Here is a 25559-nt window from a genome sequence, read left to right as displayed (position 1 = left end):
AATGGGGCGTACCATACATTCTGCCCCAAAACTGTTTAGGATAATCATTTCTCATTTGTTGGATGCAGTATGTTTGCCATACTTAGAGTTATCAATTTAAGTCAAATAGGCTAGTTAGAGTATCAGACCAACTAATCGAACTATGAAAACAAAAGTATTGAAAAGGACTGATCCAATTACACTAGATTGACTCTGACCCGATTATATTCATTTAGTAGAGAGCTTCGATCTCCTCTTGAATAACCTCAATCAGCCATTGTGAGAATGGGGTGTCCATGACTTTTTGATTCACAAAGACACCAATCTTGCCCCAATGATTAATGTTAATAAGCGTTAACTCTTCAAAAGCCCTTGTCTTGTGATTTCACTGACCGCCATCACAGAATATATTGTTAGCAATATCGCCCCGTGGGTTCATAGTGCGGATACCAAAATACAGCCTTGATAGCTTCATTAATGTCACATCTTATGTATGCGACATTAAATGTTTATTATATGATGACTGGGAGCAGTACACTATCCTGCCTAACTGTAATTATTAATTTCTCGAGTAATGGATTAGTCATGAAATTTGTTTGTAATTTTTTTATCATCTCATTGTTTTTGACAATGTCGTTTAGCCCAGCTAGCGTGGGGCAGCAGTCCATTTCGTCGAATGAAAGCCGTGAAGCTTTCACAAGTTACTCTGCAGATGAAATCAATGCACTCGTGATAGAGCTGCGGTATTTTGATGAGGTAATGACCTCTTCAATTATCAATTTTATTTTCTCTGGCGATAGAAAATGGCTAGACCGTTACGAAACCTACGAACCGCAGATCGACAAATTAATTTATCAGTTGCTGACAACTCACATTGAGGGGAACTCTGGTGTTGTAAGTCAGTTAATCGATATTAATCAGGCCCTTATTGATCTGGAAACTGAAGCGATTAAAGCGGCGACGAATAACAACCGAGATGACGCTATTGCTATCGTGTCTGGCGGTAATTACAACGATTTAAAAGAAAAGTTCTCAAACCTCTTAAATGTCTACTTGGACTTAGCCTCCGTTCATTTCGAAAAGAGTACAATTAACTCAAACCCATTGAATTTAACCAAAGAAGAGCAAGAGTGGGTTGAAAATAATACAGTGCGTGTTGGTATTGAACATTGGCCACCTATCCTGTTAATGAATGATGATAGGACACCGGCTGGTTTGAGTGGTGAGATACTTAATGAAATCATTGATAAGTCTGGGTTAAAAACAGAGTATATTTTGGATGACTGGGGAGTTCTTTTAGATAAATTCAAAGCCAGAAAGATAGATCTCCTCCCTGATGCCTACTTCATGGAAGATCGAAAGGACTATGGGTACTTCACTTCTCCTTACTTTATGGTGAGAGAACTGTTTTATGTAAAAGACAGCAATACCCACCTTAATTCCAACGCTAGCCTTTCTAAAGCCAGAGTGGCAGTTGTCAGCGGCTACACGACGCTAGAAAAGGTGAGAGCACTTTACCCAAACCTAGAAATCGTTGAGACATCGAACCTTGAAGAGTCTGTAAGCAAAGTAAGGTCAGGAGAGGTCGAGGCTTTATTGGATGCACAAGTTTCAATGGACCATTATATAGGGTCGAATAACATTTCAGATCTTCGAGTAATAGATGAAGACGTTATCTTCCCACCATCCTTGCACATGTACAGTACTAAAAATGAACCACTACTCCATAATATCCTACAAAAGGGGCTTGATTCATTAGAAACTAAGGATCTAATGAGCTCAAATAACAACTGGTTGGAGTCAGAGAAAAGCACCACTGAAACCTCAAATTTAGACTATATCATCGGATTTGGTCTACTCTCGGGAATCTTACTATTCGTTATTGGTACAGTAATGACGTCGTTAGTTTTGAAAAAATCGGAAAGCGACCTAGCCCAAGTGTTTAACTCTGTTTATTTCAAAAAGTCGGTTATAACCGGCCTAGGTATATTGTCTATTCTACTTATTACAGCGGCTTTTTATGCGGAGCGTTATGCAGAAGATAAACATATAGCCTCAACCCAATATAACATCAATACTCTTCTATCGACTACTCAGCATCGCTTACATAATTGGATAAAATTTGAACTAAATAGTCTTGCTCGCTTTGGTCAGAATAAAGAACTTACAAGTCTGATACAGGGCATCTTAAAAGAACCCAATGATACTAAATCTTTATTGAACAGCGATTACCAAACCAAAATTCGTCAGTTCTTTAAATCGAGAGAATCAGATTCTGAAAGTATCGGTTTTTTTGTTATCTCTCCAGATAGAATTAGCCTAGCTTCGCGTCGTGACTCCAACATAGGGACAGAAAACTTCATCAATAAGCTACGACCAGATCTACTTGAGAGGGTTTTTCTCGGTGAAAGCATGTTCTTACCTCCTATGCGCTCAGATGTATTACTGCATGAAAACAACATAAACCAAGCAAAGAAAAGACCTTCTACCATGTTTTTTGCTGCCCCCGTCTTAAATGAACAAGGTGAGGTTATTGCTGTAATTACGAGGCGTGTAAATCTTGAAGGCGTTTTCTCATCGATCCTGAATGCTGGCTTTGTTGGTAGGAGTGGTGAAACATATGCCATTGATAAATCGGGTACTTTATTGTCGAATATCCGATTTGAAAATGATTTAAGAACGGTTGGTATTCTTAAGCCGAATGAAAGAGCATCGTTGAATGTTCAGATTAGAGATCCTGGAAAAAACTTGTTAGCTGGAAATAAAAAGGTCGAGCAGGATTCTGACTGGTCACTGACATATATGGCAAATCAAATCTCAAATGGGAGGACAGGTTCTAACTTTACGGGTTACCGAGATTATCGTGGTGTAGACGTTGTGGGTAGTTGGTTTTGGGATAACACTCTTAACATGGGTATCGCAGCCGAAATTGACCTAGATGAAGCTTATGAAGTTGTTAGTATTTTTCGTTACACCATTTGGACTATTTTACTCACTGCTCTTGTTCTCATTTTTGGGGGAACATTATTTACTTTGCAAATTGGCAGCAGAGCAACGAAAGCGCTGATGCGTTCCCATGAAGAGCTTGAATATTTAATCTCTGAGCGGACGATTTTTCAACAAAAATTGATCGATTCTGTACCTATTCCACTTTTTTACAAAGATGCTGACTCAAGATTTCAAGGGTTTAACACTGCCTATGAAAATACATTCGGCGTGAAATCTGAGGATCTTGTTGGTCTAAAGGTTACAGAACTAACATACCTACCTGAAGAAGACAGACTCGCTTATCAAGCGGAAGATGAATCTGTTATCGCTGAACAAAAAACTATCAAAAGAGAGATGAAAATTCCTTTCTCTGATGGTGAGATACATGACACCCTTTATTGGGTTTCTGGCTTTACTGATAGCGATAACAAACCAGCTGGGATGGTGGGTAATTTCATTGATATTAGTAAAGAAAAGGAGAATTCACGACAGCTCGAGATAGCGGTTAAAATAGCGGATGAAGCGACAAGAGCCAAGAGTGATTTCCTTGCAAATATGAGTCATGAGATTCGTACCCCAATGAATGCGATCATTGGTATGAGCTACCTCGCCTTACAAACAGACTTAACCAGAAAACAAGCCGACTATATCAATAAAATATACAGCTCGGCCGATTCTCTACTCGGGATAATCAACGACATCTTGGATTTTTCAAAAATAGAAGCAGGCAAGTTAGATCTAGAAGCAGTAGTCTTTAATTTAGAAGATACTGTCGACCACTTAGTGCAGATAACCTCCCATAAGAGCCAGAAGAAATCGTTAGAGCTACTGGTTGATATTGACCCTGAATTGCCTCTCAACTTAGTTGGCGATTCATTACGGTTAGGTCAAATCCTTATCAACCTAGCGAATAACTCCATCAAATTCACCGATCAAGGTGAAGTTATAATCAAAGCCAGAAAGTTAGCTCAAAACGACCGTAACATCACCATTGAGTTTTCAGTTAGTGACACTGGGATTGGTATGAATGAAGAGCAGATAAGCCGCTTGTTCAAGTCATTTAGCCAAGCCGACGCATCTACGACGCGAAAGTACGGTGGTACCGGGTTGGGCTTAACAATCTGTAAAAAACTAACTGAATTAATGCAGGGTGAAATATGGGTTGAGAGTATCGCTGGAAAAGGAAGTCAATTTTACTTTACCGCTACTTTCGGGGTGGCTAAAGAGAAATTAGTGAGCGCACCTCAGCCGACCAACTTATCTGGTTTGCCTGTTCTAATCGTTGATGACAGCTTAGCGGCAAGAGAAATTCTGTTTAATATCGCTGAGAGCTTGGGGTTTAAGCCAGATTTAGCGATATCTGGAGATGAAGCTCTGAGTAAATTAGCCAGTGCTGAACAAAACGGCCAACCATATCGCCTCGTGCTTTCTGATTGGAAAATGCCGAACATGAACGGTATCGAGTTAGGTGAACATATCCTTGATGACGATAGTTTATCGACCCCGCCTAAATTTGTCATGGTGACCGCATACGACCGCGATGAGATGCTAAAAGAGGCGAAACACATCAATCTTGCGTCCTCAATAACCAAGCCAGTAAGCGCCTCGACTTTACTCGACACTATTCAGCGTGTAATGGGTGGGGAGCGAACCGCTGAGGCGCAATCAAGGAGCCCAAATTTAGATACTTCGCTGACACAGACTATTGTTGGCGCAGAAATTCTATTAGTGGAAGATAACGAGATTAACCAACAAATAGCTCTTGAGCTCCTTGAGCTTGCTGGCTTAACCGTTACCGTTGCAAATAATGGCAAGATAGCTGTCGAACTTATTGAGAATAAAGAGTTCGACGCTGTATTAATGGATATCCAAATGCCAGTTATGGATGGGTATACAGCCACTCGATTAATTCGAGAAAACGGAAAGAATCGTGACCTACCTATTATTGCTATGACAGCAAATGCTATGAGTGGCGACAAGGAAAAATGTCTGGCAGCAGGCATGAATGACCACCTACCTAAACCTATTAACCCTCAGGATGTGTACAACACATTGACTCAGTGGGTAACGCCTACCGGGAAGGTTCTTGTGGTTAACAAGGACGCTTTAGAAGGGAGCCATGAATCTGCCCTTAACTTACCTGAATTTAATGTCGAAGCCGCACTTGCGAGAATGGGCGGAAGAGTGAAAACCTATCGTGAGGCCCTGTCGAAAGTTGCAGTCACGGAGGCTGATGCTGTAGTTCGCATGCGTAGCGCGATTGATAAAGAAGACTACCAAAGCGCGGTATTGAGTGCGCACACGTTGAAAGGGGTGGCGGCAACATTAGGGGTTGAGTTCGTTGTGCCACCAGCTGAAAAGCTTGAGCTTCTCTTTAATGAAAGAATAGAAAACGGTACAGAGATTACACCTGATGTTTTAGAGGATCTTTTTGAACAATGTGAGGTGATGCTTACTCAGATGATTTCCACCATTCAACACGACCAACATACGCAGAACGACATTGAGGAGCACCATCAGCAGAGCGCAAAGCCCGAACTTGATAATTCGACACTTCTCGCTCTCCTCATTGAGATTAAGGCCCAGATTGATAATTTTGACTCAACGGTTGTTGATGCTGTCGACAACCTGTTGGAGTTTGAATTGGCCTCTGCTACCTATGAAGCATTGGAAGAGATAAGAGAAGCCGTCAACCAGTACGACTTCGATCTCGGAGAAGAACAGATCGATAAACTGATCGCCTTGCATTCTAAGTAAAAAGACGAGCTCCTTCAAAATGGGAGCAAAAGGAATTGCAACTCGCAAGACAAATTTGGAGTGATAAATGTCGGTACAAGACAAGCAAACTATTTTGGCAGTAGATGATACGTTGGCCAATATTGATGTTGTTAAAGGGGTACTCTCGCAAGATTACTTAGTGCAAGCTGCCACAAGCGGAAAGCTTGCCCTAAAGATAATTGCCAAGATGAAACCCGATTTAATTCTGCTAGATATCATGATGCCGGAAATGGATGGGTATGAAGTTTGTGAAACCTTAAAATCACAACCAGAGACCAAAGATATTCCAATCATATTTCTAACGGCAAAATCCCAAGAGGATGATGAGACTAAAGGGCTATCACTCGGGGCAGTCGATTACATAGCTAAACCTATTAGCCCGCCCATACTTAAAGAGCGAGTTAAAAACCATTTGGCTTTGCAAGCCGCTAAAGTCTTTCTGGAACGTCAGAATGAATTACTTGAAGAGCGTGTGATTGAGCGAACTTCTCAGCTGTCAGAGTTACAGGATGTCGCGATGGTTGCAATGGGTGCGTTAGCCGAGTCTAGAGATCCAGAAACCGGCAATCACATAAGACGGACACAACGCTATGTAAAGGTGTTGGCACAAGAAGCAGCCAAGCACGAAAAGTACAAACTACTATTGACCCCAGATGTCATAACATCACTCTATAAATCTGCGCCATTGCACGATATTGGAAAAGTTGGAGTCGCTGACAGCATTTTGCTCAAACCGGGCAAGCTGACTGATGAAGAGTTTGAGGAAATGAAGCGCCATACCACGTATGGTCGTGATGCGCTTGAGGCCGCAGAAAAGTACATCGAATCTGCCGATAACTTCCTTATTTTCGCCAAGGAGATCGCTTACTCTCATCAAGAGAAATGGGACGGCTCTGGCTACCCAGAAGGTCTTGCAGGAGAGAACATTCCCCTTTCAGCAAGGATAATGGCGGTAGCTGACGTTTATGATGCCCTGATCAGTAAGCGTGTATATAAGCCGGCCTTCTCCCATGATAAAGCAGTCAGCATCATCACCGAAGGGAAAGGAGCTCACTTTGAGCCCCTGCTTGTTGAGTGCTTTCTTGCTGTTGCTGAGAGGTTCAATCAAGTCGCTATAGAGTTTTCTGACCAAGAAGATTAAGTGTAAAAATTAACAACCTCCACTAATACGCATTAAATAAATCAGTATCTACATTAAAAGGAATTTGGCACATGGTTTTACCAGCGGTACAGAATGTTAGGAACGAACAGTACGCTTCGTTGACCGTACTTGTTGTGGATGATCACCAACCGATGCTAAAAATAATTAAAAGCATGCTTCATAGCCTTGGATTTGCGCGAGTACTTGTTGCAAGGGATGGTTTAGAAGCGTTGAGCCTCGTAGAAAATAATCAAATCGATTTGATTATTTCAGATTGGAACATGCCCAAGATGAACGGTTTTGAACTATTGGAGGCAGTTCGAATAGACAAGATGTCAAATACACCTTTCATAATAGTGACTGCGAACATTAACCAAGAAGATGTGAAAGCTGCAATATTGGCAGGTGTAAGTGAATACCTAAGTAAACCATTTAATATCAAATCATTGAAAACGAAGATCGGTCGTGCCTTTTCCTCCCCTATACCGAAAACAGCACTTACTCCGAGCGCTCATAACACGGCGCAAGAGAAGCAATCACAAGTAGCTAAATCAAAATACAGCATTCTGATCGTGGACGATGAGCCGAATAACATCACGGTGCTTACAGAGCTTCTAAAAAAGGACTTCAGCCTTCAAGCGTGCCTATCGGGTGAGAAAGCATTAAAAATATGCAGTAAAGAGACGCTCCCAGACTTAATTTTGCTAGATATCATGATGCCGGAAATGGATGGGCTAATGGTGTGTGAGAAATTAAAAAACAACCCATTAACTGAACATATCCCAATTATTTTCATATCTGCATTGTCTCAAACAAAAGATGTGATCAAAGGGTTATCGATGGGCGCTGTAGATTATATCGCTAAGCCAATTTCCCCTGAAATAACCCGCGCCAGAATCGATACTCACATCGAACAAGTGAGGCAGCGAGAGAAAATGGCCTTACAGTTGGATACGATGATTGAGAATATGCGCCTTAAAGAAGACATGGAACGTATCACACACCATGATCTCAAAAATCCGCTGTCTGTCATTATGTCGGCTGTTGACTCATTACAAGACAAGCAATCTTACTCACAGCAGGAGATTGATTTCATTTCCGAGTCTGCCTGCACCATGAAAGATATGATCGATCAGCAAATGATCATTCATCAACTTGAAAATAATAGTACTGAACGAGAGTTACTTTCTATCAACGCTTTAGAGTTTTTCAATAAAATCCTCTATGGCCAAAAAGGTAAATGTAAAAAGAACAATGTATTTATCAGGTACCATATTGCAAAAGTAGTAAGTTTTCTTGGGAATCAAGTGTTGTGTTTTAATCTCTTTAACAACTTGATCGCCAATGCGATTGAGGCATCGACAGCGGGTAGTGAAATTACAATCACCTCAGAACAAGTTGAGGACCATGTCGTATTTCATATTCACAATGAAGGTGTAATCCCTGCAAAAGTTCAAGCTCGATTTTTTGATAAATTCATCACTCACGGTAAGGAAAAGGGTACGGGGCTTGGGACGTATTCCGCTAAGTTGTCAGCTTTGGCTCAAGGGGGAGATGTAAGCTTTTCTTCAACAAAAAAAGACGGAACCACTTTAACCGTCACGTTAAAAAGAGGCTAGATTGGATTGATGGAAGTGTATTGTGATTCTTCTTTAACTGTAAACGCTATATAGGTGAGCTAAGTATCATTAACGCATAGTATGTACCGATCGTACTGTGAAAATTGGTCATTGTGAGCCTACTCATACAATTATGCATGAAAACAGATATAAGCCCGTATCTCAAAAGTGATCCTGTATAGAATTCGCGGAACTCGTTGCGAGTTTCTGGATAATAGAGTCCGTTTGGAAAAGCAATGAGTATCTGAAAACTAAGCGGCTCTTGGATTACCTAACTTAGAATTGTCTAATCATTCGCCCCCCCAACACCGCCACAAACGCATCCAAATACTGCTCGATAGCCAAATCCGCGGAAATTGGGGGCAGTTCTACGGTAATACACGGTAGGTCTCTTTCTTGGCACCAGGTGCCGAATGAGCCAGGGGTTTCGTAGTCGACGTCTTCAACGAGCGGTAGGTTGAACTGTTTGCCTAGCCAAGTGGCAAGTTTCGATTGTTCGGGGTCGTCGACCATTGCGAGTGGTTCGTGGAAAGATATGACGAATTTAGGTTGGCGCTGCTCAATGAGGTTGATGAGCGATTGCACTTCTGGTTCAAGTTGGTTTGCTTGCCCCGTTTTCACTTTCACATCTCTAACTGGGGTGTGAGAACTCCAGCGATAGACGGTGCCGTTTTCTGTCCAGTTTTGCGTTGGAAAGGCTCGGTTTAGGTCGACTTGATTAGCGTTGGCACGGGTACCTAGCTGATTGCCGTCTGGGTTCATCGACAAGATCACATCGTGACGTAAGTTGGCGGCTGGCAGGCTTCTTAGCGCACAAGACAAACCTGCAATAGACGCGGTTTCATCACCGTGTGTGCCCGCTAAAATCAATCCGCGAGGTTCGCTTTCTATTTGCGCGGGGAAATAGAGCAAAGGTGCACCGAGCACCGATTTTCCATATGACAGCGGCTTTACTGAAAACGCAGCTCTTTCCGTTCTTGGAATTAAACTCACCTTAATCTCCTGATTGATCAAGTACTATCAAGTATTCACTATTGGCTATATTTACCATTAACTAAGTCCATTAGATGAACGTCTTTAAATAAACCATAGCGTTAAAACTCGTCAACCGTCACATTGTTAATTTTATTACTTGCTTCAAAGATAGGCTAGGAGAGCAAACAAACATGGATTTTAAAAAACATTCAACGGCTTTACTCATTTCATCTTTACTGACCCCTTTTATAGCAGTGACAGCCGTTGCTGAAACCTTACCTGCTGGTGTTTCACTAGCAAAAGACCAACACTTAGTTCGCGCCAATGACGCAGAAGCCGCGACCCTTGATCCTGCGAAGGCAGAAGGCCTTCCTGAAATGCACATACTGCGTGACTTGTTTGAAGGTTTAGTGATTCAAGACCGTGATGGCAACATTACTCCGGGTGTTGCACAGTCTTGGGAAACCGAAGACAACCAGACCTTTGTATTTCACCTTCGTAAAGACGCGCAATGGTCGAATGGCGATCCGGTGACGGCCGATGATTTCGTGTATGCGATAAGACGCGCGGTCGATCCTAAAACAGCATCGCCAAATGTGTGGTACCTCAAACTCACTAAAATTAACAACATTGCCGATGTTGCAGAAGGCAAAAAGCCGATTGAAGAGCTAGGGATCTCAGCTGTCGATAAACACTCGGTGAAGTTCGAACTTGATAGCAAAGTGCCTTACTTTGTGGCGATGACGGGTCATACATCTATGATGCCAGTGCACAAAACAGCCTTAGAAAGTAGCGACAAACCGTGGAGCGATCCTAAGCAGTTTGTTGGGAACGGCGCGTTTGTTTTAGATGAGTGGGTGGTGAACGAACGTATTGAGCTTAAGAAGAATCCGAAATATTGGGACAGTTCAGATACGCACTTAACGGAAGTGACTTATATTCCTTTCGAGAATCAGAATGCCTCAATTAACCGTTATGCGGTGGGCGAGGTCGATATTACGTCTGATGTGCCGACTCACATGGCGCAGCAGCTTAAAACTAAATACCAAGATGCGTTTACCGCAGTGCCTCTACTGTGTACTTACTACTACGCATTCAATACCACGCGACCTCCATTCGATGATGCGCGAGTCCGTAAAGCGGTCTCGTATTCAATGATGCGTGACGTGATCACTAATGGTGTCACTCAGGTCGGCAACCTACCGGCTTATACCTTTGCTCATGAGTACACGGCTGGTTTTGATGCGACACAACCTGAATACAGCACGTGGACTCAGCAAGAACGCGACCAAAAAGCAAAAGAGCTTCTGAAAGAAGCGGGCTACGATGCGTCTAACCCATTGGATTTCAAACTGCTCTACAACACCAGTGAGTCGAATAAGTCGATTGCAGTGGCTATCGCTTCCATGCTGAAAGGTAACCTAGGCGCACAAGTTGAACTCGAAAACCAAGAGTGGAAGTCTTACTTGGTGTCGCGTCGCCAAGGTGATTTTGATGTAATGCGTGCCTCTTGGTGTGGTGATTATAACGAAGCATCGACCTTCTTGAGCCTGTTGCGTTCTGGCTCTTCGGGTAACTTTGCTCGTTATAATAACGACAAGTATGACGCAGCAATGGACAGCGCATTGGCAGCAACCAGCGAACAAGATCGACAAGGTTTCTATGACCAAGCAGAGCAGTTGCTGGCAGAAGATATGCCTATCGCACCAATCTATTACTACATGCAGGCTCGCCTAGTGCGACCAAGTGTTGGCGGCTTTGCGAAGAACAACGTGGAAGGGCGCATCTATTCTAAGGATCTTTATATCAAGCAATAAAAAGTATTGAACATTATATAAATGAAAAATCCCCATTCGCTGACAAAACGAATGGGGATTTTAGTTACTAGGGGGTAGTAATTTTATCTTCTAACTTGTTTCAGGTTTTAGATAGCCACCATAGTCGCGGCTTTCTTCATTGCTTCCTTCGTTGAGCATTCAATGACGTTCGCGTTAGCAAAGCGGTGAGCGTCTTTCACTTGAATATCGTGAGCCAAGATAACCAGTTTCGCGTTTGCTACATCTAGGTCGGTAATGCGGTTTTGAATACCGTTTTGACCTTGTGTTTCTACTTTAATTTTAAGACCAGCCGCTAGGCCTGCTTTCTCTAGTGCTTTTGCTGCCATGAAGGTGTGTGCAACACCAGAAGGGCAACATGTTACGGCTACGATGTCGTACTCGCCTTCGCCGGCTACAGGTGCTGCTTGAGCTTGTACTGGCGCTTCAACAGCATCTTCTTCAGTCTCAACCGCCACTGGTTTCCAGAAGCCAACGATAACCGCTGTAGTTAGTGAGCCAAGTGCAATACCCACTACATACATTGGGATGTTGCTTGATACTGGTGCTGTGATTAAGCCACCCCAAGGTGCGTGCAGTAAAACGTCTGTCATGAAGCCAAACACACAACCAACGATACCACCGGCAACGATTGAAGGAAGAACGCGCATAGGGTCGTTCGCCGCGAATGGGATAGCACCCTCAGAGATACCGATAGAACCCATGATTGCTGCTGCTTTACCTGCTTCTTGCTCTTGTTTAGAGAACTTGTTTTTGAATAGGAAAGTTGCTAATGCCATACCTAGAGGTGGAGTACAAATCGCGATGCCTACGCCACCCATTAGCCACGGTTGCGTGTCTACTTGAGTTTGAGCAAATAGGGTCGCTACTTTGTTGATAGGGCCACCCATATCAAACGCCGTCATACCGCCAAGGATTGTGCCCAGAACCATCTTAGATGCACCCGCCATTGACGCTAGGAACTCGTTCATTGAAGCCATGAACAGTTTGATTGGCTCACCGATGCCCCACAGTACGATACCTGCAGAGATTAATGTACCTAGAAGCGGGTAGATGAAGTAAGCACCTAGCGCTGTCATGTTTGCAGAAAGTGGAATCTTCTTAAGTTGGAACACCACGCCACCGGCGATAAAGCCTGCCACGATACAACCAAGGAAGCCGCCGCCCATGTCAGCCATGATGCCAGAAGAGATCATCGCAGGAGCAAGTGCTGGTTTGTCTGCAATTGAGTAACCAATAAAGCCGCCAAGAATGATTGGGAAAAGAACAAGGCCTTTGATACCGATATTAGAGATGTCTGCCAGCAAACCGTCGGCTGGAACCGCACCTTTGCCTGATGCCATGACCGCTAAGGCCAACAGAACACCACCGGCTACGATGAAAGGCAGCATGTGTGAGGTTCCGAAAAGCAGATGGCCTTTCATGGTGCTAAGGATTTTTTTAAAGTCGCTACTACTATTTTTATTATTGGTATTCGTAGCTTGAGTTGTTAGGGTGCTCATAATTTTCTACGCCTTATGAATTAATTAAAATATTAAGGATTTGATGTTCGTCTTTTGCGTTATGGATATCTTGAATAAATTCATCACTGAATTTTCCAAATAATTCTTGTAGTACATAAATATGATGGTCAGCACCGTTATCTGGTGATGCAATCATAAAAAATACCGTAGGGTTAATGCCGTCTTCATCGCCATACTCAATACCTTCGCGCTTAACACCGACAGCGATTGCTGGCTCAGTGACAGCCTTGCTTTTTGAGTGTGGGTAAGCGATGCCGTCCATCGAGGTAATGCTTTGAGATTCACGAATTTCAATACCTGATAGGAAAGTATCTTTGCAATTAATTCGGTTGTTCTCAAATAACATGCCCGCCAATTCTTCAAACAGTTCTTTTTTATTATTCGCTTGAAGGTTATTATTAATTAAGTTGACGTTAGTTAGCTGTGTGATCATTTATTAACTCATTCACTATTGAAGTTCTTGAATTAAAGTTAATGGATTGACCCGTTTCGCGAAATAGCAAATAAAAGCCCTTCACTGTACATTTGTATCCAGCAAAATTAAGTGTGATTTGCATCATTAATGCAGTGTGAGATGGGTCATATTTGATGGCGTCTTGATTATGTTTTTGACACGCTAATAAGCTTCGTCAGAAACAAAAATGCCCCGCAAAGCAGGGCATGATCAGTGTTTGTATTTACTCGGGAGAGCTACTTATTCGATAGAGCTAGCTGTAAGCACGCGCCACGCGTCCAACGCAATCGAGTTTGTAGCTCTCTGCGTAAGCCGGAATGAAAACCGATTGGCCTTTCTCTATCACACAGGTTTCGCCGCACTGGTGAGTAAGCACCATAGATTCGTCAAGCGACAATAGGATCTCGGCACCTTCGGTAGTGATCTGTCGCTGATGTGAGTTTTGCACGATAGAGAACTTAAAATCCTCGACTGGAATTTGATATTCCATCACATCACCTTGCTCAATCGGGCTGAGCAATAATCTATCCGCAGGCTTTTCATTAAATCGAGTACAAGAAACCAGCTCATTCACGTCCATGTATTTAGGTGTCAACCCAGCGCGCAACACATTGTCTGAGTTCGCCATGATCTCTAAGCCTGTGCCTTTTATGTAAGCGTGGGGTGTTTCTGCATCTAGATACATGGCTTGCCCCGGCTTTAGGGTGATCACGTTCAATAGCAGTGGTGCGAATAGGCCGACATCACCTGGGTATTGATCTTCCAGTTCTGAAATCAACTGAAACACAGGTGTATCTGAAAGCTTGGCCTTCACTAGCAACATGGTCAGCGCCATGCCTTTTTGTTCACCTTGCAAAGACAATAAGCTCGCGAAGAAGCTCGCTAATCCATTGGGAGTTTGGTCGCCCGCTAGGTCATTGACCATCGAATGCAGCTCTGGAATATCGAGGTAATGGAAGTGCTCAAGGATCTCGTTGATCGACCTAAAGCCATTCATCGCGGTGTAGTCGGTTAATGCATATACCAGCTCTGGCTTGTGATTGGGATCCTTGTAGTTGCGGTTGCCTGCCGTCATCGGAATACCTTGCTGCTCTTCAAGAGCATATCCAGATTCCGCTTGTTGCTTGTTCGGGTGAACTTGAACAGACAGCGCTTTCTCTGCTGCTAATACCTTGAATAGATATGGCAACTCGCCAAAACGACTCGCAACTTTCTCGCTTAAAAACAGGTTTAGGTTTTTAGAAATCAAGCTCGATAATGTGGTCTGCTGCCCGTTGTCGTTCACCATTGAGCAACCATTCGGGTGGGCGCCCATCCAGATCTCTGCTTGTGGCTCACCAGACTGGTTATCAATGCCAAACAGTTGGTTGAACGAAGAAGGGCTACCCCATGCGTAGTTTTGAATCACGTTGGTCATAGGGTAGAAAAAGTGTTGTACGAACGAATCGTTCGCTAAAGAAAAATTAGACATCGAAATCACCATGAAGGGAAACATGGCTTGAGCTCTATTCGTTCCTAAAAAACTATTAGCTACTAAAAACAGTAGGGTAGAGGGGCTCAAGCCATTGGAGTAGAAATGGCTTAAGCCGCTGCTGTTGTTAGCTTGGCTTTGCGTAGATTTTTAAGTGCGATACAAGTAACCGCAGTTACGCCCGCACCTGATGCCATGCACAGAAGTGCCAGCATTGGGTAGTTCATTGCGCCAAGTAGAGCGACCACTGGGCCACCGTGAGCAACGCTGTTGGTGATGCCGAATGAGAACGCCATAACCGCTGCGGTCATTGAACCAAGTACGTTGGCAGGGATAACCGACATTGGGTCTTGAGCCGCGAAAGGGATCGCACCTTCAGATATACCCACCAAGCCCATTGCACCGGCCGCTTTGCCTGCTTCAATTTCAGAAGATTCGAATAGGTCGAACTTACGGCCAAGTCTGGTCGCGATAGCCATGCCGAGTGGAGCCACAGGAATTGCACACGCCATTGCACCCATGAATTGAGTTTGACCGCTAGCAATCATGCCAACCGAGAATAGGAACGCCACCTTGTTGAATGGGCCACCCATATCGAAGCCAGCCATGCCACCCAGTACGATGCCAAGCAGAACCACGTTGCCTGTGCTCATGCTAGTAAGTAAGGCAGTAAGAGCATCCATCAGCCCCGCGATAGGCGCGCCAATAACAAAGATGAACAGACCCGCGATGAATAAAGAACCCGTGATAGGAGCGATCATGATAGGCACAAGTGGTTGAACGAATTTGTGGTAGTTAAACGAGGTAATCCATTTAACGAAGTACCCCACTAATAGGCCTGCGATGATTGCGCCAATGAAGCCTGTGCCTGCGTCAGCGCCATAGAAAGAACCGTTGTTGGCAATCCAACCGCCAATCAAACCAGGTGTTAGAGCAGGGCGGTCGGCAATCGCGTAAGCAATGTAGCCAGCCAAGATTGGAATCATCAGTGTGAAAGCAACCACACCCACTTCTAGGATTTGGTTCCACATACTGCCAGCAGGAATCGCCATGCCTGATTCACTTGGCTCACCACCAATGGCTAGTGCTAGGGCAATCAAAAGACCGCCAGTCACCACGAATGGGATCATGTGAGATACGCCATTCATCAAGTAACGGTAAAGGTCTGAACGTGCTTGTGACGCTTTCTCTACAACAGATTGATTGGTCGGCGCTTGTTCTGCTTGATAGCTTGGCGCATTGAGCGCTTGTTGAATTAAGCCTTGCGCGTCTTTGATTGGCGCTTTTACGTTGGTGCTGATGACGCGTTTTCCGGCAAAGCGAGCCATGTCGACCTGTTTGTCACAAGCCACTACAATCGCGTCTGCACGCTCGATCTCTTCTTGAGTCGGGTTGTTTTTAACACCAATAGAACCGTTAGTCTCAACCTTGATGTCGTAACCAAGAACCGCCGCGCCTTTCTCTAGCGCTTCGGCTGCTAAGTAAGTGTGTGCAACGCCTGCTGGGCAGCCGGTTACACCAATGATGAAGCCTTGCTTCTCAACCTTAGTTTCAGTTTCTGAAGGCTCAGGTTTGCTAAGTAGCAGTTCTAACGCTTCTTGCTCAGAGTCGGCATTCATGAAGTTTTCGATAAAACCTTCTTCAATCAATTTTGAAGAAAGCTCTGCTAATACTTCGATGTGGTGATTGTCGCCGCCATCGGGAGAGGCAATCATAAAAAACAGTTTTGAAGGCTGACCGTCATCGGCGCCATACTCGATCCCTTCTTTGTGCACGCCGATAACAACCGCAGGTTTGATCACCGCGCTACTTTTCGCGTGTGGTAGGGCGATGCCTTCCTCAAACCCAGTATTGCCTTGTTCTTCGCGAGCTTTAATATCGGTAAGAAACTGTGCTTTGTCTGAGATTCTGCCTTGTGCGTAAAGCACGTCTATCAGCTCTTTAAATACGTCTTCTTTTGAATTGGCGCTAAGCGAAAGCTTAATCAAATCTTGGTTGATCAATGTTGTGATCATAATGAACCCCTACTCTGTTTTTATTTTGTTAGGGGTATTCTGGAATCTACGGCTTGCCTTCTGTAGTGAAGAAAAAATGCATTTACTGGATGATTGTTGCGTTATAAGTGGAGTGTGATTTTGATCGGTCGAACGGGCGTTTTTAGGTCTGTGTTGACAAGATTTTTCGTGCTTGGACGCTTTTGTTGATAAGGGTTTAGGTTGATTTTCTTATCGTGATAACGGTGTTCTAAATCTGACCTTAGACTGGATATTTATTCCCACTACTGGATTTTTGTAACCTAGGTCTCAAATTGTGATTTTGCTCAATAGCGCTATGTTTCACTAAGGAGTATATCTATTCCCGTAGCCTTATTGCTGCTTAAAAGAGTTCGAATAATGATATTTCATGACTTAATCTCGTCGGTGTTAAATGAGCGAGAACCGTTTCACAACATCTGGTTTGCTGGAGATTTCCACACGCCTTCAGCGTGTAGCTACCAGGTGAACTTTCCGCGTTTGGAATTAGTGCTAGACGGAGAGTATGTCAATGAAATGGAGAGTCATGATCGCAAGATCACTAACGTTATTGCCAAAGCCGGAGACGCAATTTTCATCCCCCCCAACTGTTGGAATAAACCTAACTGGGATACTGACTGTTCAGTGTTGAGTATGTTGTTTGGTCGTCGTCAGCTTGGTTTAAGTTTGGTGAGTAAGCGTAAAGGGGAAGAGAGCTTTTACGATATCCAAAAGCACAGTATTCAGACTCGATCTGGGTTTGCGATTGATAACATTCTTGAGGCACTCAGTTCATTGGCGCGCGAGAGTAACAAGCAGCCTATGGATGAGTTATTGCTGCAAGCTCTGCTTCAATACAGTAAGACGATGTTAGATGCGCCTGTCGAGAAGTCTCACAGCCGGGTGCAAGATGTGTATCAAGGGATTTGTATCTACATTCAGGAGAACTTCCACCGCCAGATCACCCGAGACAGCATTGCCTCACGCTTTAGCATTTCATCCAATCACTTGTCGCGAATGTTCCGTCAACAGGGCCATATGACGCTGGCCGAGTACATCACTCGTGTCCGAGTCGATCGCGCTAAGTTCATGCTCAAGAAGTATAACTTTAAGCTCAATGAAGTCTCGATACGTTGTGGCTTTAAAGATGTGAACTACTTCTGCCGAGTTTTTAAAAACCGCACCGGACGAACACCGACAGAGTATCGAGGATCAATCTAGATCTAACGGGCTGGTAATCAAATTAGACGTGAAGAGATGTACATCAATAGGGCTTGTAGGTCGACGCTGCTTCGGGTCTTTTGCAAACGTTCATTGACCTGATCGTGAAGTAGATTTCGTGTCAAATTGGTGGCTGCAATAATGTGTTCTCGCTGCGGTTTAGTTGGCAACACCAAAGCGATAGCCACGTGTACTTCGCCGATACGTGATGCCCAATCAATTGAGTCGTCACTGACGATGACCGCAATCGAGAGATCTTGAGTCGATTCAAACATCACATGTGGCAGAGCGATCCCCGGTGACACGCAGGTAGAGGAGCGTTCTTCTCGTTTAATGAAAGCCAAAATCAGTTCATCTGGATCTTCTGGATAAACGAGGTGAGCGAGCCCTTTTAAGCACTCAAATTTGGTCAGTTGGGTTTGTGCTTTAGCATGATGCCATTTGATGTCACAAGGCGGACATATCTGCGGCATGCGCTGGATTAAGTCGTTAGAGAACTCATGGTTCACCTGTGAGCCAACCATGGCGTAATGCTCAGCGATGACATCTTTAAGAACGAAACAGGCCAGCTCTGCATCAATACCTACCGCGGTTATCTGGCATAAATCACCACGAAGCAAACCCACTTGCAACATTGCGACAGATTTGGAGAGATCGGCCGTTCGGTTTTGAGTGATGTTGATAATGCGGATGTTGCTTTTGAATTTTTTTGCTAAGCGAGTAAGCGGCTGTGCGACGTGTGAGTTCGCGGCAGGATTGTCAACGAAGAAGGTGATCTGGTATTCGTTCATAAGAGGTTTAAGTTCGACAATGCTTAATGAAGACTTTATCGACACTCAATAACACTTCTTCCATGGGAATGAATACGGTTTTAGCTGGGTCGAATCGGCTTGGTTGTTCGATGTCGATATCAGAGACGATCAACACTTTGTCCGCGAGGGTAATATCTTGGGCTGTCAGCAAGTTTTCGATACCCATAGCGCCTTGTGTCTCAACCTTGATTGAAACATTGAATTTAGGGGCTGTTTTATTTAGAGCATCAGCTGCCATATAAGTGTGCGCAATGCCTGTAGGGCACGCAGTTACCGCTACAATTCTCATTATTATTCTCGGCTTAATCTCGTCCCTGTTACGTTACATAAGCTACCTTGAAAAAGCTATCTTACGTGGGAAGTAGTGTATGGAAAGCTCACGTATAGGAGGGGCGATATTGTTATGGGTTCTGTGGATTTTATGGATTGGCGTTTTTTATTCCAAGGGGAAAGTCACACTCTGAGTTCTTGGTTACAATAATCCAGTTAATGCACCTTTCGTCCTATATGATGATCGCCCGCACACCGCTAATCTTTTCATCCTATTAACATCGATTTTTAATTTAGGTTGGAAGAACCTAATTACTTCAGTCTGAATTCAGGCGAGGCAGAGCAACATATGGATATCACCAACATTATCGAGCCCGAGATTATTTGCTTAGATTTGCAAGCAGACTCTAAACAGGCGGTATTTGAAGAGCTGGTTGAACTGCTCGATCGTGCAGGTAAGCTTTCTAATAAAAGTGAATTCCTTGATGACATATGGAAGCGTGAAGCCATAGGTAATACTGGCTTTGATGATGGTATTGCGATTCCACATGCAAAAAGTACCGCTGTTGCTAAGCCAGCTGTTGCGGTAGGCATTAGCCGAACTGGCATCGATTATGGCGCAGACGGTGGCGAACTGTCGGATGTGTTCTTTATGCTCGCTTCACCAGACAACAACGACGACCACCATATCGAGGTGCTGGCTCAAATTTCGACCAGATTAATCGAAGATGGCTTTGTTACAAAATTAAAGGCAGTAGAGTCAGTCGAGGAAGCTCAAGAGCTGTTTCTCGAAGTCAATTCTGAATCTTTCGATAGCTACGCCTCTAGCCACCAGGAAGTTTATGTCGAGCCGCTCAGCCCTTGGGCGCAATCGCTTAATCGCCTCAAAGAACACTTGTTATACGGCACCTCACACATGATTCCATTCGTGGTTGCTGGTGGGGTGTTGTTGTCTTTGTCAGTCATGATTTCAGGACATGGCGCCGTACCTGAGAATGGCGTGTTAGCTGACATCGCGCAGATGGGTATTGCTGGCTTGACTCTGTTTACTGCTGTACTCGGTGGTTACATCGCGTATTCAATGGCCGACAAACCGGGTTTAGCGCCCGGAATGATTGGTTCTTGGGTCGCCGTCAATCAATACAACACAGGCTTCCTTGGTGCGATTGTGGTCGGTTTCTTTGCGGGCTTTGTTGTCAACTTACTTAAGAAGATCAAACTGCCAGACAGCATGATCTCACTGAGCTCTATCTTCATCTACCCGCTTGTCGGCACCTTTGTAACCTGTGGCGCAGTGATGTGGGTGATTGGATCGCCAATTGCTCAAGTGATGCTCGAGATGAACCAAATGCTTACGGGCATGGCTGGTTCAGGAAAAGTGGTGCTCGGCAGTATTTTAGGTGCAATGACGGCATTTGATATGGGCGGCCCGATCAATAAAGTAGCAACGCTATTTGCTCAAACTCAGGTGAATACCCAACCTTGGTTGATGGGTGGTGTTGGAATCGCGATTTGTACGCCGCCACTCGGTATGGCTCTGGCGACTTTCCTATCACCGAAGAAGTTTAAGCGCGACGAACGTGAAGCGGGCAAAGCCGCAGGCATCATGGGGATTATCGGTATTAGCGAAGGCGCAATTCCTTTTGCCGCAGCTGACCCTGCACGTGTCCTTCCTGCAGTCGTGGCTGGTGGCATTGTCGGTAACGTTGTCGGCTTTATGTTCCATGTAGTGAACCATGCGCCATGGGGCGGTTGGATTGTTTTGCCAGTTGTTGATGGCAAGATTGGCTACATTATTGGCACACTCGCGGGCGCGCTCACTACGGCTTTAATCGTGATACTACTGAAAAAGAACGTGGTCGAAGGTGAGGCGAGTTCGAATCAGTTTGCGGGTGGTTCGGTGACGGAAGAGGGGCAAGCGGATGTATTGGCGATTACGTCATGTCCGTCTGGAGTTGCACACACTTTCTTGGCAGCGAAGTCTCTGGAAAAAGCAGCGCATCACCTTGGGGTTCGGATTAAAGTCGAAACACAAGGTGCCAACGGGATTGGTAATCGCATTACACCAAAAGACATTGAAAGGGCGAGGTTGGTGATCTTCGCTCACGATGTAGCGATTAAAGAAGTAGAACGCTTTGCGAATGTTAAAACGTTAGATGTTAGCACTAAGGAAGCGATGCTTAATGCGCAAGCGTTGATTATGAGGAAAGCATAAAAGCAATCGGCTTTAAGATTGGCTGAAAAGAAATAAATAAAAAGACGCCCAAGTATTGATAGTAATACTTGGGCGTCTTTTTGTAGGTTTGAGCTTATATAAGCTCAGCTGCTAAAAAGGGTGGTACTTGAAGATGTCTTCAACCATTGAGTTGAGTAGTTCTGTGTCATCGCAGGTTTTTGCATAAGTGCGTAGCCCTGCAATTTGAACCTGAACGTGGCGAGCAAGTTGAGCGGGTTCTCGATCTTTACTTATCTCACCTAAATCTTGCGCTTCGGCAATCAGTTTGGCGAACTCGCCTTCCAATATTTTGAGTGATTTCTTTGCTTCGCCCAACAATTCCGCGTGTTCATCCGTCAGTTCAGCTACGGTTTTAGCCAGCATACACATGCCGTTAGGCGCACTCTGTTTAGATTCAACCACCGCGCGTTTGATAAAGCTTTCGAGCGCTTTAATTGGAGAGCCTGTCTCACTGCGGAAGCGATTCAAATTGAGAATGCCGAGTTCGGTATAGCGAGCCAATGTCTCTTTAAACAAGCCTTCTTTGCTACCAAAAGTCGCGTAAATGCTGCCCGGACGCATATCAATTACGTCCTGTAAGTTGCGCATAGAAGTCGCGTGAAAGCCTTTTTCCCAATACAGGTTGGTGGCTCTGTCTACAACATCTTGTCTATCGAACTTTGCGGTTTTGGCCATAACATCTACTTCATCGGTCTGAACATATATTTAATATTTTATGCTGAACGTTCGTTCCAGTAAAGAGGGTGTTCATTTACTCTGACTATTTTGCCAAGGTCTAAAACATGAGAGTTAATAACACGTGTTATTTTTTAGAAAGTTATATCAATCATCAACCACTTCTACGGTTTTATGTTGCGCACCGTAATAGGTGCCTTCATCGATGGTATACATCAAGGTTTCTTCACACTCTGGGCAATCGAATTCCTCATTCGGTTCGATTGCTGCCTCTTCTACCCATTCCCAACCGATTTGCTCTTCGCAAGCGGGACAGTCCATAAAAACCTCTAATTCTACTTCTACGTTAATTGAATTCTTAACTTTTTGAGCCCGGCATTATACATAGTTGGTGCTGAATATATAGTGAATACAGAGGGGATTGTGGGCACTCGAATACCCCTTTAGGGTTATTAAAAACTGTCATTTTTCAGTCACTTGCGTCGGGAAAATGTTGTTGTACATTTTTTGTGTTTTATAAAGTTGCATAGCTAACAGTTTTATAGACAAGTCAATGAATTCAGTAAGGTTAAATGCTAGCGTTATTGATTACCGTCCGATATGGCACGGTAATTGATAAAACTAAATATTATTATGATCTCAGTAAAGGTACACCGTTTTAGAAGTGTGTCTAATTACACGACAAATAAAGATTCGTTAGCCGCTAGGAAATAAAAATGAAATTAACCGATATGTCTTTTAAGCAAAAAATCATCGCTTTGCTTATTTTGCCGATCTTAGGGTTTCTCTGGCTCAGTGTTTCTGCGATATCCAAAGGCGTAGAAACTAAGACTGAAATGTCCTCATTAAATCAACTAACACGCCTTTCGGTGGTGTACAGTGAATTAGTGCATGAGTTACAAAAAGAGCGAGGCATGACTGCTGGCTTTATTGGCTCTCAAGGTACCCAGTTCGTCAGTGAATTAGCCGCACAGAGAACCAATGCCGACAACCGACGCAACCAAAGAAATGATTACTGGCAGTCTGCCAATATCAACCTGCCACAGATCAACCGCCTGAACACAGAGATAAGCCAAAGTCTTAATCAGATAACAACGATTCGCAATCGAGTGGATTCTCAATCGATTCCGCTTTCTGAAGCTTTGGCTTATTACACCAAACTTAATGCAAAGCTGCTGAGTGTATCGGCGTTAATTGCTGAGCTAAGTTCCGATGCTACCATCACCACAGAAACCATCGCTTACTACAACTTCTTGCAAGGTAAAGAGCGAGCGGGTATTGAACGTGCTGTGCTGAATAACACCTTTTCTAAAAATGAATTTGGTCCGGGTATGCTGGTGAAATTCATCTCTTTGGTGACAGAGCAAAATACGTATTTCTCGAACTTTGAAGTTCTGGGTAACCCAGACAACGTTCGCTTCTTTGAACAACAATTAAATGACCGTTCGGTCGCGGAAGTCGAGAAGCTTCGTGATGTGGCTGAATCAAAAATGAGTGGTTTTGATGTAGACCCTGTGTATTGGTTCGCGCAATCAACTTCTCGTATTGTTCAGTTAAAGAAAACGGAGAATCAACTGGCTGAATCACTTATCGCATTGACTGAAAACAAGGCGAGTGAAGCTCAATCCGCGATGTTCGCAAGTATTGCGGTATTTATTGCAATTACTTTCTTTGCGACCTTTGTAAGCTTTAAAGTGATTACAGACCTAACGCTCCGAGTAAAAAATCTAACCTCAGTGCTTTCTGTTGTTCGTGATGATAATGACCTAACGGTGAGAGCTAAGTATTTGGGAGAGAGTGAGCTAGGGCATATCTCTTCGTCGCTCAACGAAACGTTAGAAAAATTCTCTCAGGTAATAGACAGCTTGTCTCAGTCTAGCCTGACACTTGCTTCTGCAGCTGAAGAGACGGCGCAAACTTGCCAATACAACTCCAACACTTTGGTTGAGCAACAAGACCAAATTGGTTTGATTGCGACAGCAACAGAGGAGCTATCGGCAACGGTGAGCGAGGTTGCGGCTAAAACTCAGCAAACAGCAAGCTCAGCTAAATTGGCTGATGAACAATCACAAGCAGGCTTGAGCACGGTTCAGCACTCTTACCAATCGATTGAAACTTTGGCATCTGAGATTAACGGCTTAGCTGAGAAAATTACCCATCTTCACGATAGCAGCAACAACATTAACAGCGTGATTGATGTGATTAAGTCGGTAGCAGAGCAAACTAATCTACTGGCATTGAACGCGGCAATTGAAGCAGCCCGAGCGGGTGAGCAAGGTCGTGGTTTTGCCGTGGTTGCAGATGAAGTCCGTACTTTGGCACAACGTACCCAAGAATCTACGTCGGAGATTGAAGGCTTCATTAGCTCTCTACAATCAGATGTACAAACTGCGTTTAATGTAATTGATAATAGCAAGAAAATGTCTTCAAGAGCGGTTGAGGACTCTCGAGGCGTAGAGCAGACGCTGCAAGATATTTCAGGCGCTGTGAGCGAGATATTCAGTATGACAGAGCAGATTGCGACTGCAACCGAAGAGCAAGCGGTAGTGACTCAAGATATTGCTCAGAACGTTGTGGCAGTGGAGCAGAAGTCGACAGAATCTACGACGGGTGCAACGCAAATTGCTGCGACAGCCAAAGAGCAAGCCGAACTGGCAGCATCACTGAAAGAGCTCTCGAATACGTTTAAGAGTTAACAGCTCAGAGCTAGAAGCTTTCTATCTTATATAAAAATGTCCCGCCTAGTGCGGGACATTTTTTAGGAGTTAAACGACCAATAGAGTCGCTTAGAGCTCGAATAGTACGTCTGTGCGAATAATGTATTTCGTCCCAGAAAGTATCGGCGCTGAACCGTGAATACAATGGGCGGGGTGCGTACCGTGAGGAAAACAAAGCACGCTGCCGCTTGGTGTTCTAACTGATTCTATATTCACGTTCTCCTGATGATACCCTTGACGACGAGCAGGCTTACTCGGGTCATTACGATTAACCATAAATTGAGTTTCGCCGCCAACGAAGTCGTCACTCAATAGAATTAAGAATGTGTACATGCTCCAGCGGTCACCAAATGCGTCATCGACTAGCTGTTCATTCACCACCTGACTGCCAGGCCATGACCCATCGGTGTGCATCTTGAAGAAATCCCCTTCGTCGTAACGATAAAAGCGGAAACGACCGTTAATACCCAAAGGTTTCACACCAGCAAAGTGGCCGTATTTATCAACGAAATGATCTTGGCAGCGCTTCCAAATAACGTCGAGAGTTTCATTATCTGCGATCAAGTTGAGATTCTGATTGTGGCGAACTTCTCTTGGTAGAGAAACGGCCGCATCTTCCGTAAAGCCAAGTTGGTTGGCTCCATCGAGTATGCGCTGAACTTCTTCAGGGAGTAGCACATCGAGTAACTGAAAAGCACCTGGTACATTGCTTACTTCAGCGCGTGATACCGCGTTAGCGTTCTTATCAAGTGCAAATGGGTTTGCTGACTTTGGTGCCCAAACGGGAAGGTCACTGCGCTGAGTACCTGACTCGCGTCGAACGACATAAAAATTTTCTTTGTTATTCATCATC

At 44.2% G+C, this 25559-nt stretch carries 17 protein-coding genes; 7 read left to right on the top strand and 10 right to left on the bottom strand.

Features of this window, described 5'->3' with window-relative positions:
* The first annotated feature begins 564 nt into the window (after nt 1–564).
* The 3 genes from BCT34_RS12445 (at nt 565) to BCT34_RS12435 (ending at nt 8505) form a co-directional block, all read left to right on the top strand.
* Entirely contained in the window at nt 565–5724 is a 5160-nt protein-coding gene (locus BCT34_RS12445) for a response regulator (protein WP_076651004.1), read from the top strand.
* 67 nt (nt 5725–5791) lie between these two features.
* Nucleotides 5792–6886 (top strand): two-component system response regulator, encoded by a 1095-nt coding sequence (locus BCT34_RS12440; protein ID WP_076651003.1) that lies wholly within the window; start codon nt 5792–5794, stop codon nt 6884–6886.
* Between the two features lie 71 nt (nt 6887–6957).
* Nucleotides 6958–8505 (top strand): hybrid sensor histidine kinase/response regulator, encoded by a 1548-nt coding sequence (locus BCT34_RS12435; protein WP_076651002.1) that lies wholly within the window; start codon nt 6958–6960, stop codon nt 8503–8505.
* A gap of 276 nt (nt 8506–8781) precedes the next feature.
* Here the strand turns inward: BCT34_RS12435 and mpaA are convergent, their stop codons facing one another.
* The gene (mpaA, locus tag BCT34_RS12430; protein WP_102300672.1) at nt 8782–9498 is read right to left on the bottom strand and encodes a murein tripeptide amidase MpaA; all 717 of its coding nucleotides are present in this window, start codon (nt 9496–9498) and stop codon (nt 8782–8784) included.
* 173 nt (nt 9499–9671) lie between these two features.
* On the opposite strand from mpaA, the gene BCT34_RS12425 reads away from it, so the two are divergent.
* Nucleotides 9672–11297: an ABC transporter substrate-binding protein gene (locus BCT34_RS12425; protein ID WP_076656220.1), complete on the top strand. Its 1626-nt coding sequence runs from the start codon at nt 9672–9674 to the stop codon at nt 11295–11297.
* 107 nt (nt 11298–11404) lie between these two features.
* Here BCT34_RS12425 and BCT34_RS12420 read toward each other — a convergent pair whose 3' ends face one another.
* The 4 genes from BCT34_RS12420 to BCT34_RS12405 all read right to left on the bottom strand — a co-directional run bounded on the left by BCT34_RS12420 (nt 11405) and on the right by BCT34_RS12405 (nt 16778).
* Nucleotides 11405–12817: a fructose-specific PTS transporter subunit EIIC gene (locus BCT34_RS12420; RefSeq protein ID WP_076656223.1), complete on the bottom strand. Its 1413-nt coding sequence runs from the start codon at nt 12815–12817 to the stop codon at nt 11405–11407.
* A gap of 13 nt (nt 12818–12830) precedes the next feature.
* Nucleotides 12831–13271 (bottom strand): PTS sugar transporter subunit IIA, encoded by a 441-nt coding sequence (locus tag BCT34_RS12415; protein WP_076656225.1) that lies wholly within the window; start codon nt 13269–13271, stop codon nt 12831–12833.
* 274 nt (nt 13272–13545) lie between these two features.
* Complete coding sequence (manA, locus tag BCT34_RS12410; protein ID WP_076656228.1) at nt 13546–14763, bottom strand: mannose-6-phosphate isomerase, class I; 1218 nt, start codon at nt 14761–14763, stop codon at nt 13546–13548.
* A gap of 110 nt (nt 14764–14873) precedes the next feature.
* Nucleotides 14874–16778 carry a fructose-specific PTS transporter subunit EIIC gene (locus BCT34_RS12405; protein ID WP_076656231.1) on the bottom strand — a complete coding sequence of 635 codons (1905 nt, stop codon included), beginning with the start codon at nt 16776–16778 and terminating at the stop codon, nt 14874–14876.
* A 378-nt stretch (nt 16779–17156) separates the two neighbouring features.
* Here BCT34_RS12405 and BCT34_RS12400 point away from each other — a divergent pair, with 378 nt between their 5' ends.
* On the top strand, nt 17157–17996 hold the full coding sequence (locus BCT34_RS12400) for an AraC family transcriptional regulator (protein ID WP_076656234.1): 840 nt from the start codon (nt 17157–17159) through the stop codon (nt 17994–17996).
* Nucleotides 17997–18013: 17 nt separating this feature from the next.
* Here BCT34_RS12400 and BCT34_RS12395 read toward each other — a convergent pair whose 3' ends face one another.
* Nucleotides 18014–18787: a PTS sugar transporter subunit IIA gene (locus BCT34_RS12395; protein WP_076656237.1), complete on the bottom strand. Its 774-nt coding sequence runs from the start codon at nt 18785–18787 to the stop codon at nt 18014–18016.
* Between the two features lie 7 nt (nt 18788–18794).
* The gene (locus BCT34_RS12390; protein WP_004732927.1) at nt 18795–19097 is read right to left on the bottom strand and encodes a fructose PTS transporter subunit IIB; all 303 of its coding nucleotides are present in this window, start codon (nt 19095–19097) and stop codon (nt 18795–18797) included.
* Nucleotides 19098–19427: 330 nt separating this feature from the next.
* On the opposite strand from BCT34_RS12390, the gene BCT34_RS12385 reads away from it, so the two are divergent.
* The gene (locus BCT34_RS12385; RefSeq protein ID WP_076656240.1) at nt 19428–21293 is read left to right on the top strand and encodes a fructose-specific PTS transporter subunit EIIC; all 1866 of its coding nucleotides are present in this window, start codon (nt 19428–19430) and stop codon (nt 21291–21293) included.
* A 111-nt stretch (nt 21294–21404) separates the two neighbouring features.
* On the opposite strand, the gene BCT34_RS12380 is transcribed toward BCT34_RS12385, so the two are convergent.
* Both BCT34_RS12380 and BCT34_RS24430 read right to left on the bottom strand, forming a co-directional pair.
* Nucleotides 21405–21989 (bottom strand): TetR/AcrR family transcriptional regulator, encoded by a 585-nt coding sequence (locus BCT34_RS12380; RefSeq protein WP_076656243.1) that lies wholly within the window; start codon nt 21987–21989, stop codon nt 21405–21407.
* 147 nt (nt 21990–22136) lie between these two features.
* Complete coding sequence (locus tag BCT34_RS24430) at nt 22137–22310, bottom strand: hypothetical protein (RefSeq protein ID WP_165690310.1); 174 nt, start codon at nt 22308–22310, stop codon at nt 22137–22139.
* 395 nt (nt 22311–22705) lie between these two features.
* Between BCT34_RS24430 and BCT34_RS12375 the strand changes: the two genes are divergently transcribed.
* Entirely contained in the window at nt 22706–24685 is a 1980-nt protein-coding gene (locus tag BCT34_RS12375) for a methyl-accepting chemotaxis protein (RefSeq protein WP_076656246.1), read from the top strand.
* Between the two features lie 90 nt (nt 24686–24775).
* On the opposite strand, the gene BCT34_RS12370 is transcribed toward BCT34_RS12375, so the two are convergent.
* Nucleotides 24776–25555: an oxidoreductase gene (locus tag BCT34_RS12370; RefSeq protein WP_083702854.1), complete on the bottom strand. Its 780-nt coding sequence runs from the start codon at nt 25553–25555 to the stop codon at nt 24776–24778.
* Nucleotides 25556–25559 lie beyond the last annotated feature (4 nt).

This window comes from Vibrio sp. 10N.261.45.E2, assembly GCF_002875705.1.
In the GTDB taxonomy this organism is placed as follows: Bacteria; Pseudomonadota; Gammaproteobacteria; order Enterobacterales; family Vibrionaceae; genus Vibrio.
The sequence above is the reverse complement of the archived record's forward strand: the minus strand, read 5'-3'. Positions and strand labels throughout refer to the sequence as shown.

Bases quoted from the DNA above. Each gene is read 5' to 3' on its own strand.
- BCT34_RS12395 (WP_076656237.1), bottom strand. From the start codon at position 18,787: ATGAACGAATACCAGATCACCTTCTTCGTTGACAATCCTGCCGCGAAC.
- BCT34_RS12440 (WP_076651003.1), top strand. From the start codon at position 5,792: ATGTCGGTACAAGACAAGCAAACTATTTTGGCAGTAGATGATACGTTG.
- BCT34_RS12425 (WP_076656220.1), top strand. From the start codon at position 9,672: ATGGATTTTAAAAAACATTCAACGGCTTTACTCATTTCATCTTTACTG.
- BCT34_RS24430 (WP_165690310.1), bottom strand. From the start codon at position 22,310: ATGGACTGTCCCGCTTGCGAAGAGCAAATCGGTTGGGAATGGGTAGAA.
- BCT34_RS12390 (WP_004732927.1), bottom strand. From the start codon at position 19,097: ATGAGAATTGTAGCGGTAACTGCGTGCCCTACAGGCATTGCGCACACT.
- BCT34_RS12405 (WP_076656231.1), bottom strand. From the start codon at position 16,778: ATGATCACAACATTGATCAACCAAGATTTGATTAAGCTTTCGCTTAGC.
- BCT34_RS12380 (WP_076656243.1), bottom strand. From the start codon at position 21,989: ATGGCCAAAACCGCAAAGTTCGATAGACAAGATGTTGTAGACAGAGCC.
- BCT34_RS12400 (WP_076656234.1), top strand. From the start codon at position 17,157: ATGATATTTCATGACTTAATCTCGTCGGTGTTAAATGAGCGAGAACCG.
- manA (WP_076656228.1), bottom strand. From the start codon at position 14,763: ATGTCTAATTTTTCTTTAGCGAACGATTCGTTCGTACAACACTTTTTC.
- BCT34_RS12420 (WP_076656223.1), bottom strand. From the start codon at position 12,817: ATGAGCACCCTAACAACTCAAGCTACGAATACCAATAATAAAAATAGT.
- BCT34_RS12375 (WP_076656246.1), top strand. From the start codon at position 22,706: ATGAAATTAACCGATATGTCTTTTAAGCAAAAAATCATCGCTTTGCTT.
- BCT34_RS12435 (WP_076651002.1), top strand. From the start codon at position 6,958: ATGGTTTTACCAGCGGTACAGAATGTTAGGAACGAACAGTACGCTTCG.
- BCT34_RS12370 (WP_083702854.1), bottom strand. From the start codon at position 25,555: ATGAATAACAAAGAAAATTTTTATGTCGTTCGACGCGAGTCAGGTACT.
- BCT34_RS12445 (WP_076651004.1), top strand. From the start codon at position 565: ATGAAATTTGTTTGTAATTTTTTTATCATCTCATTGTTTTTGACAATG.
- BCT34_RS12385 (WP_076656240.1), top strand. From the start codon at position 19,428: ATGGATATCACCAACATTATCGAGCCCGAGATTATTTGCTTAGATTTG.
- BCT34_RS12415 (WP_076656225.1), bottom strand. From the start codon at position 13,271: ATGATCACACAGCTAACTAACGTCAACTTAATTAATAATAACCTTCAA.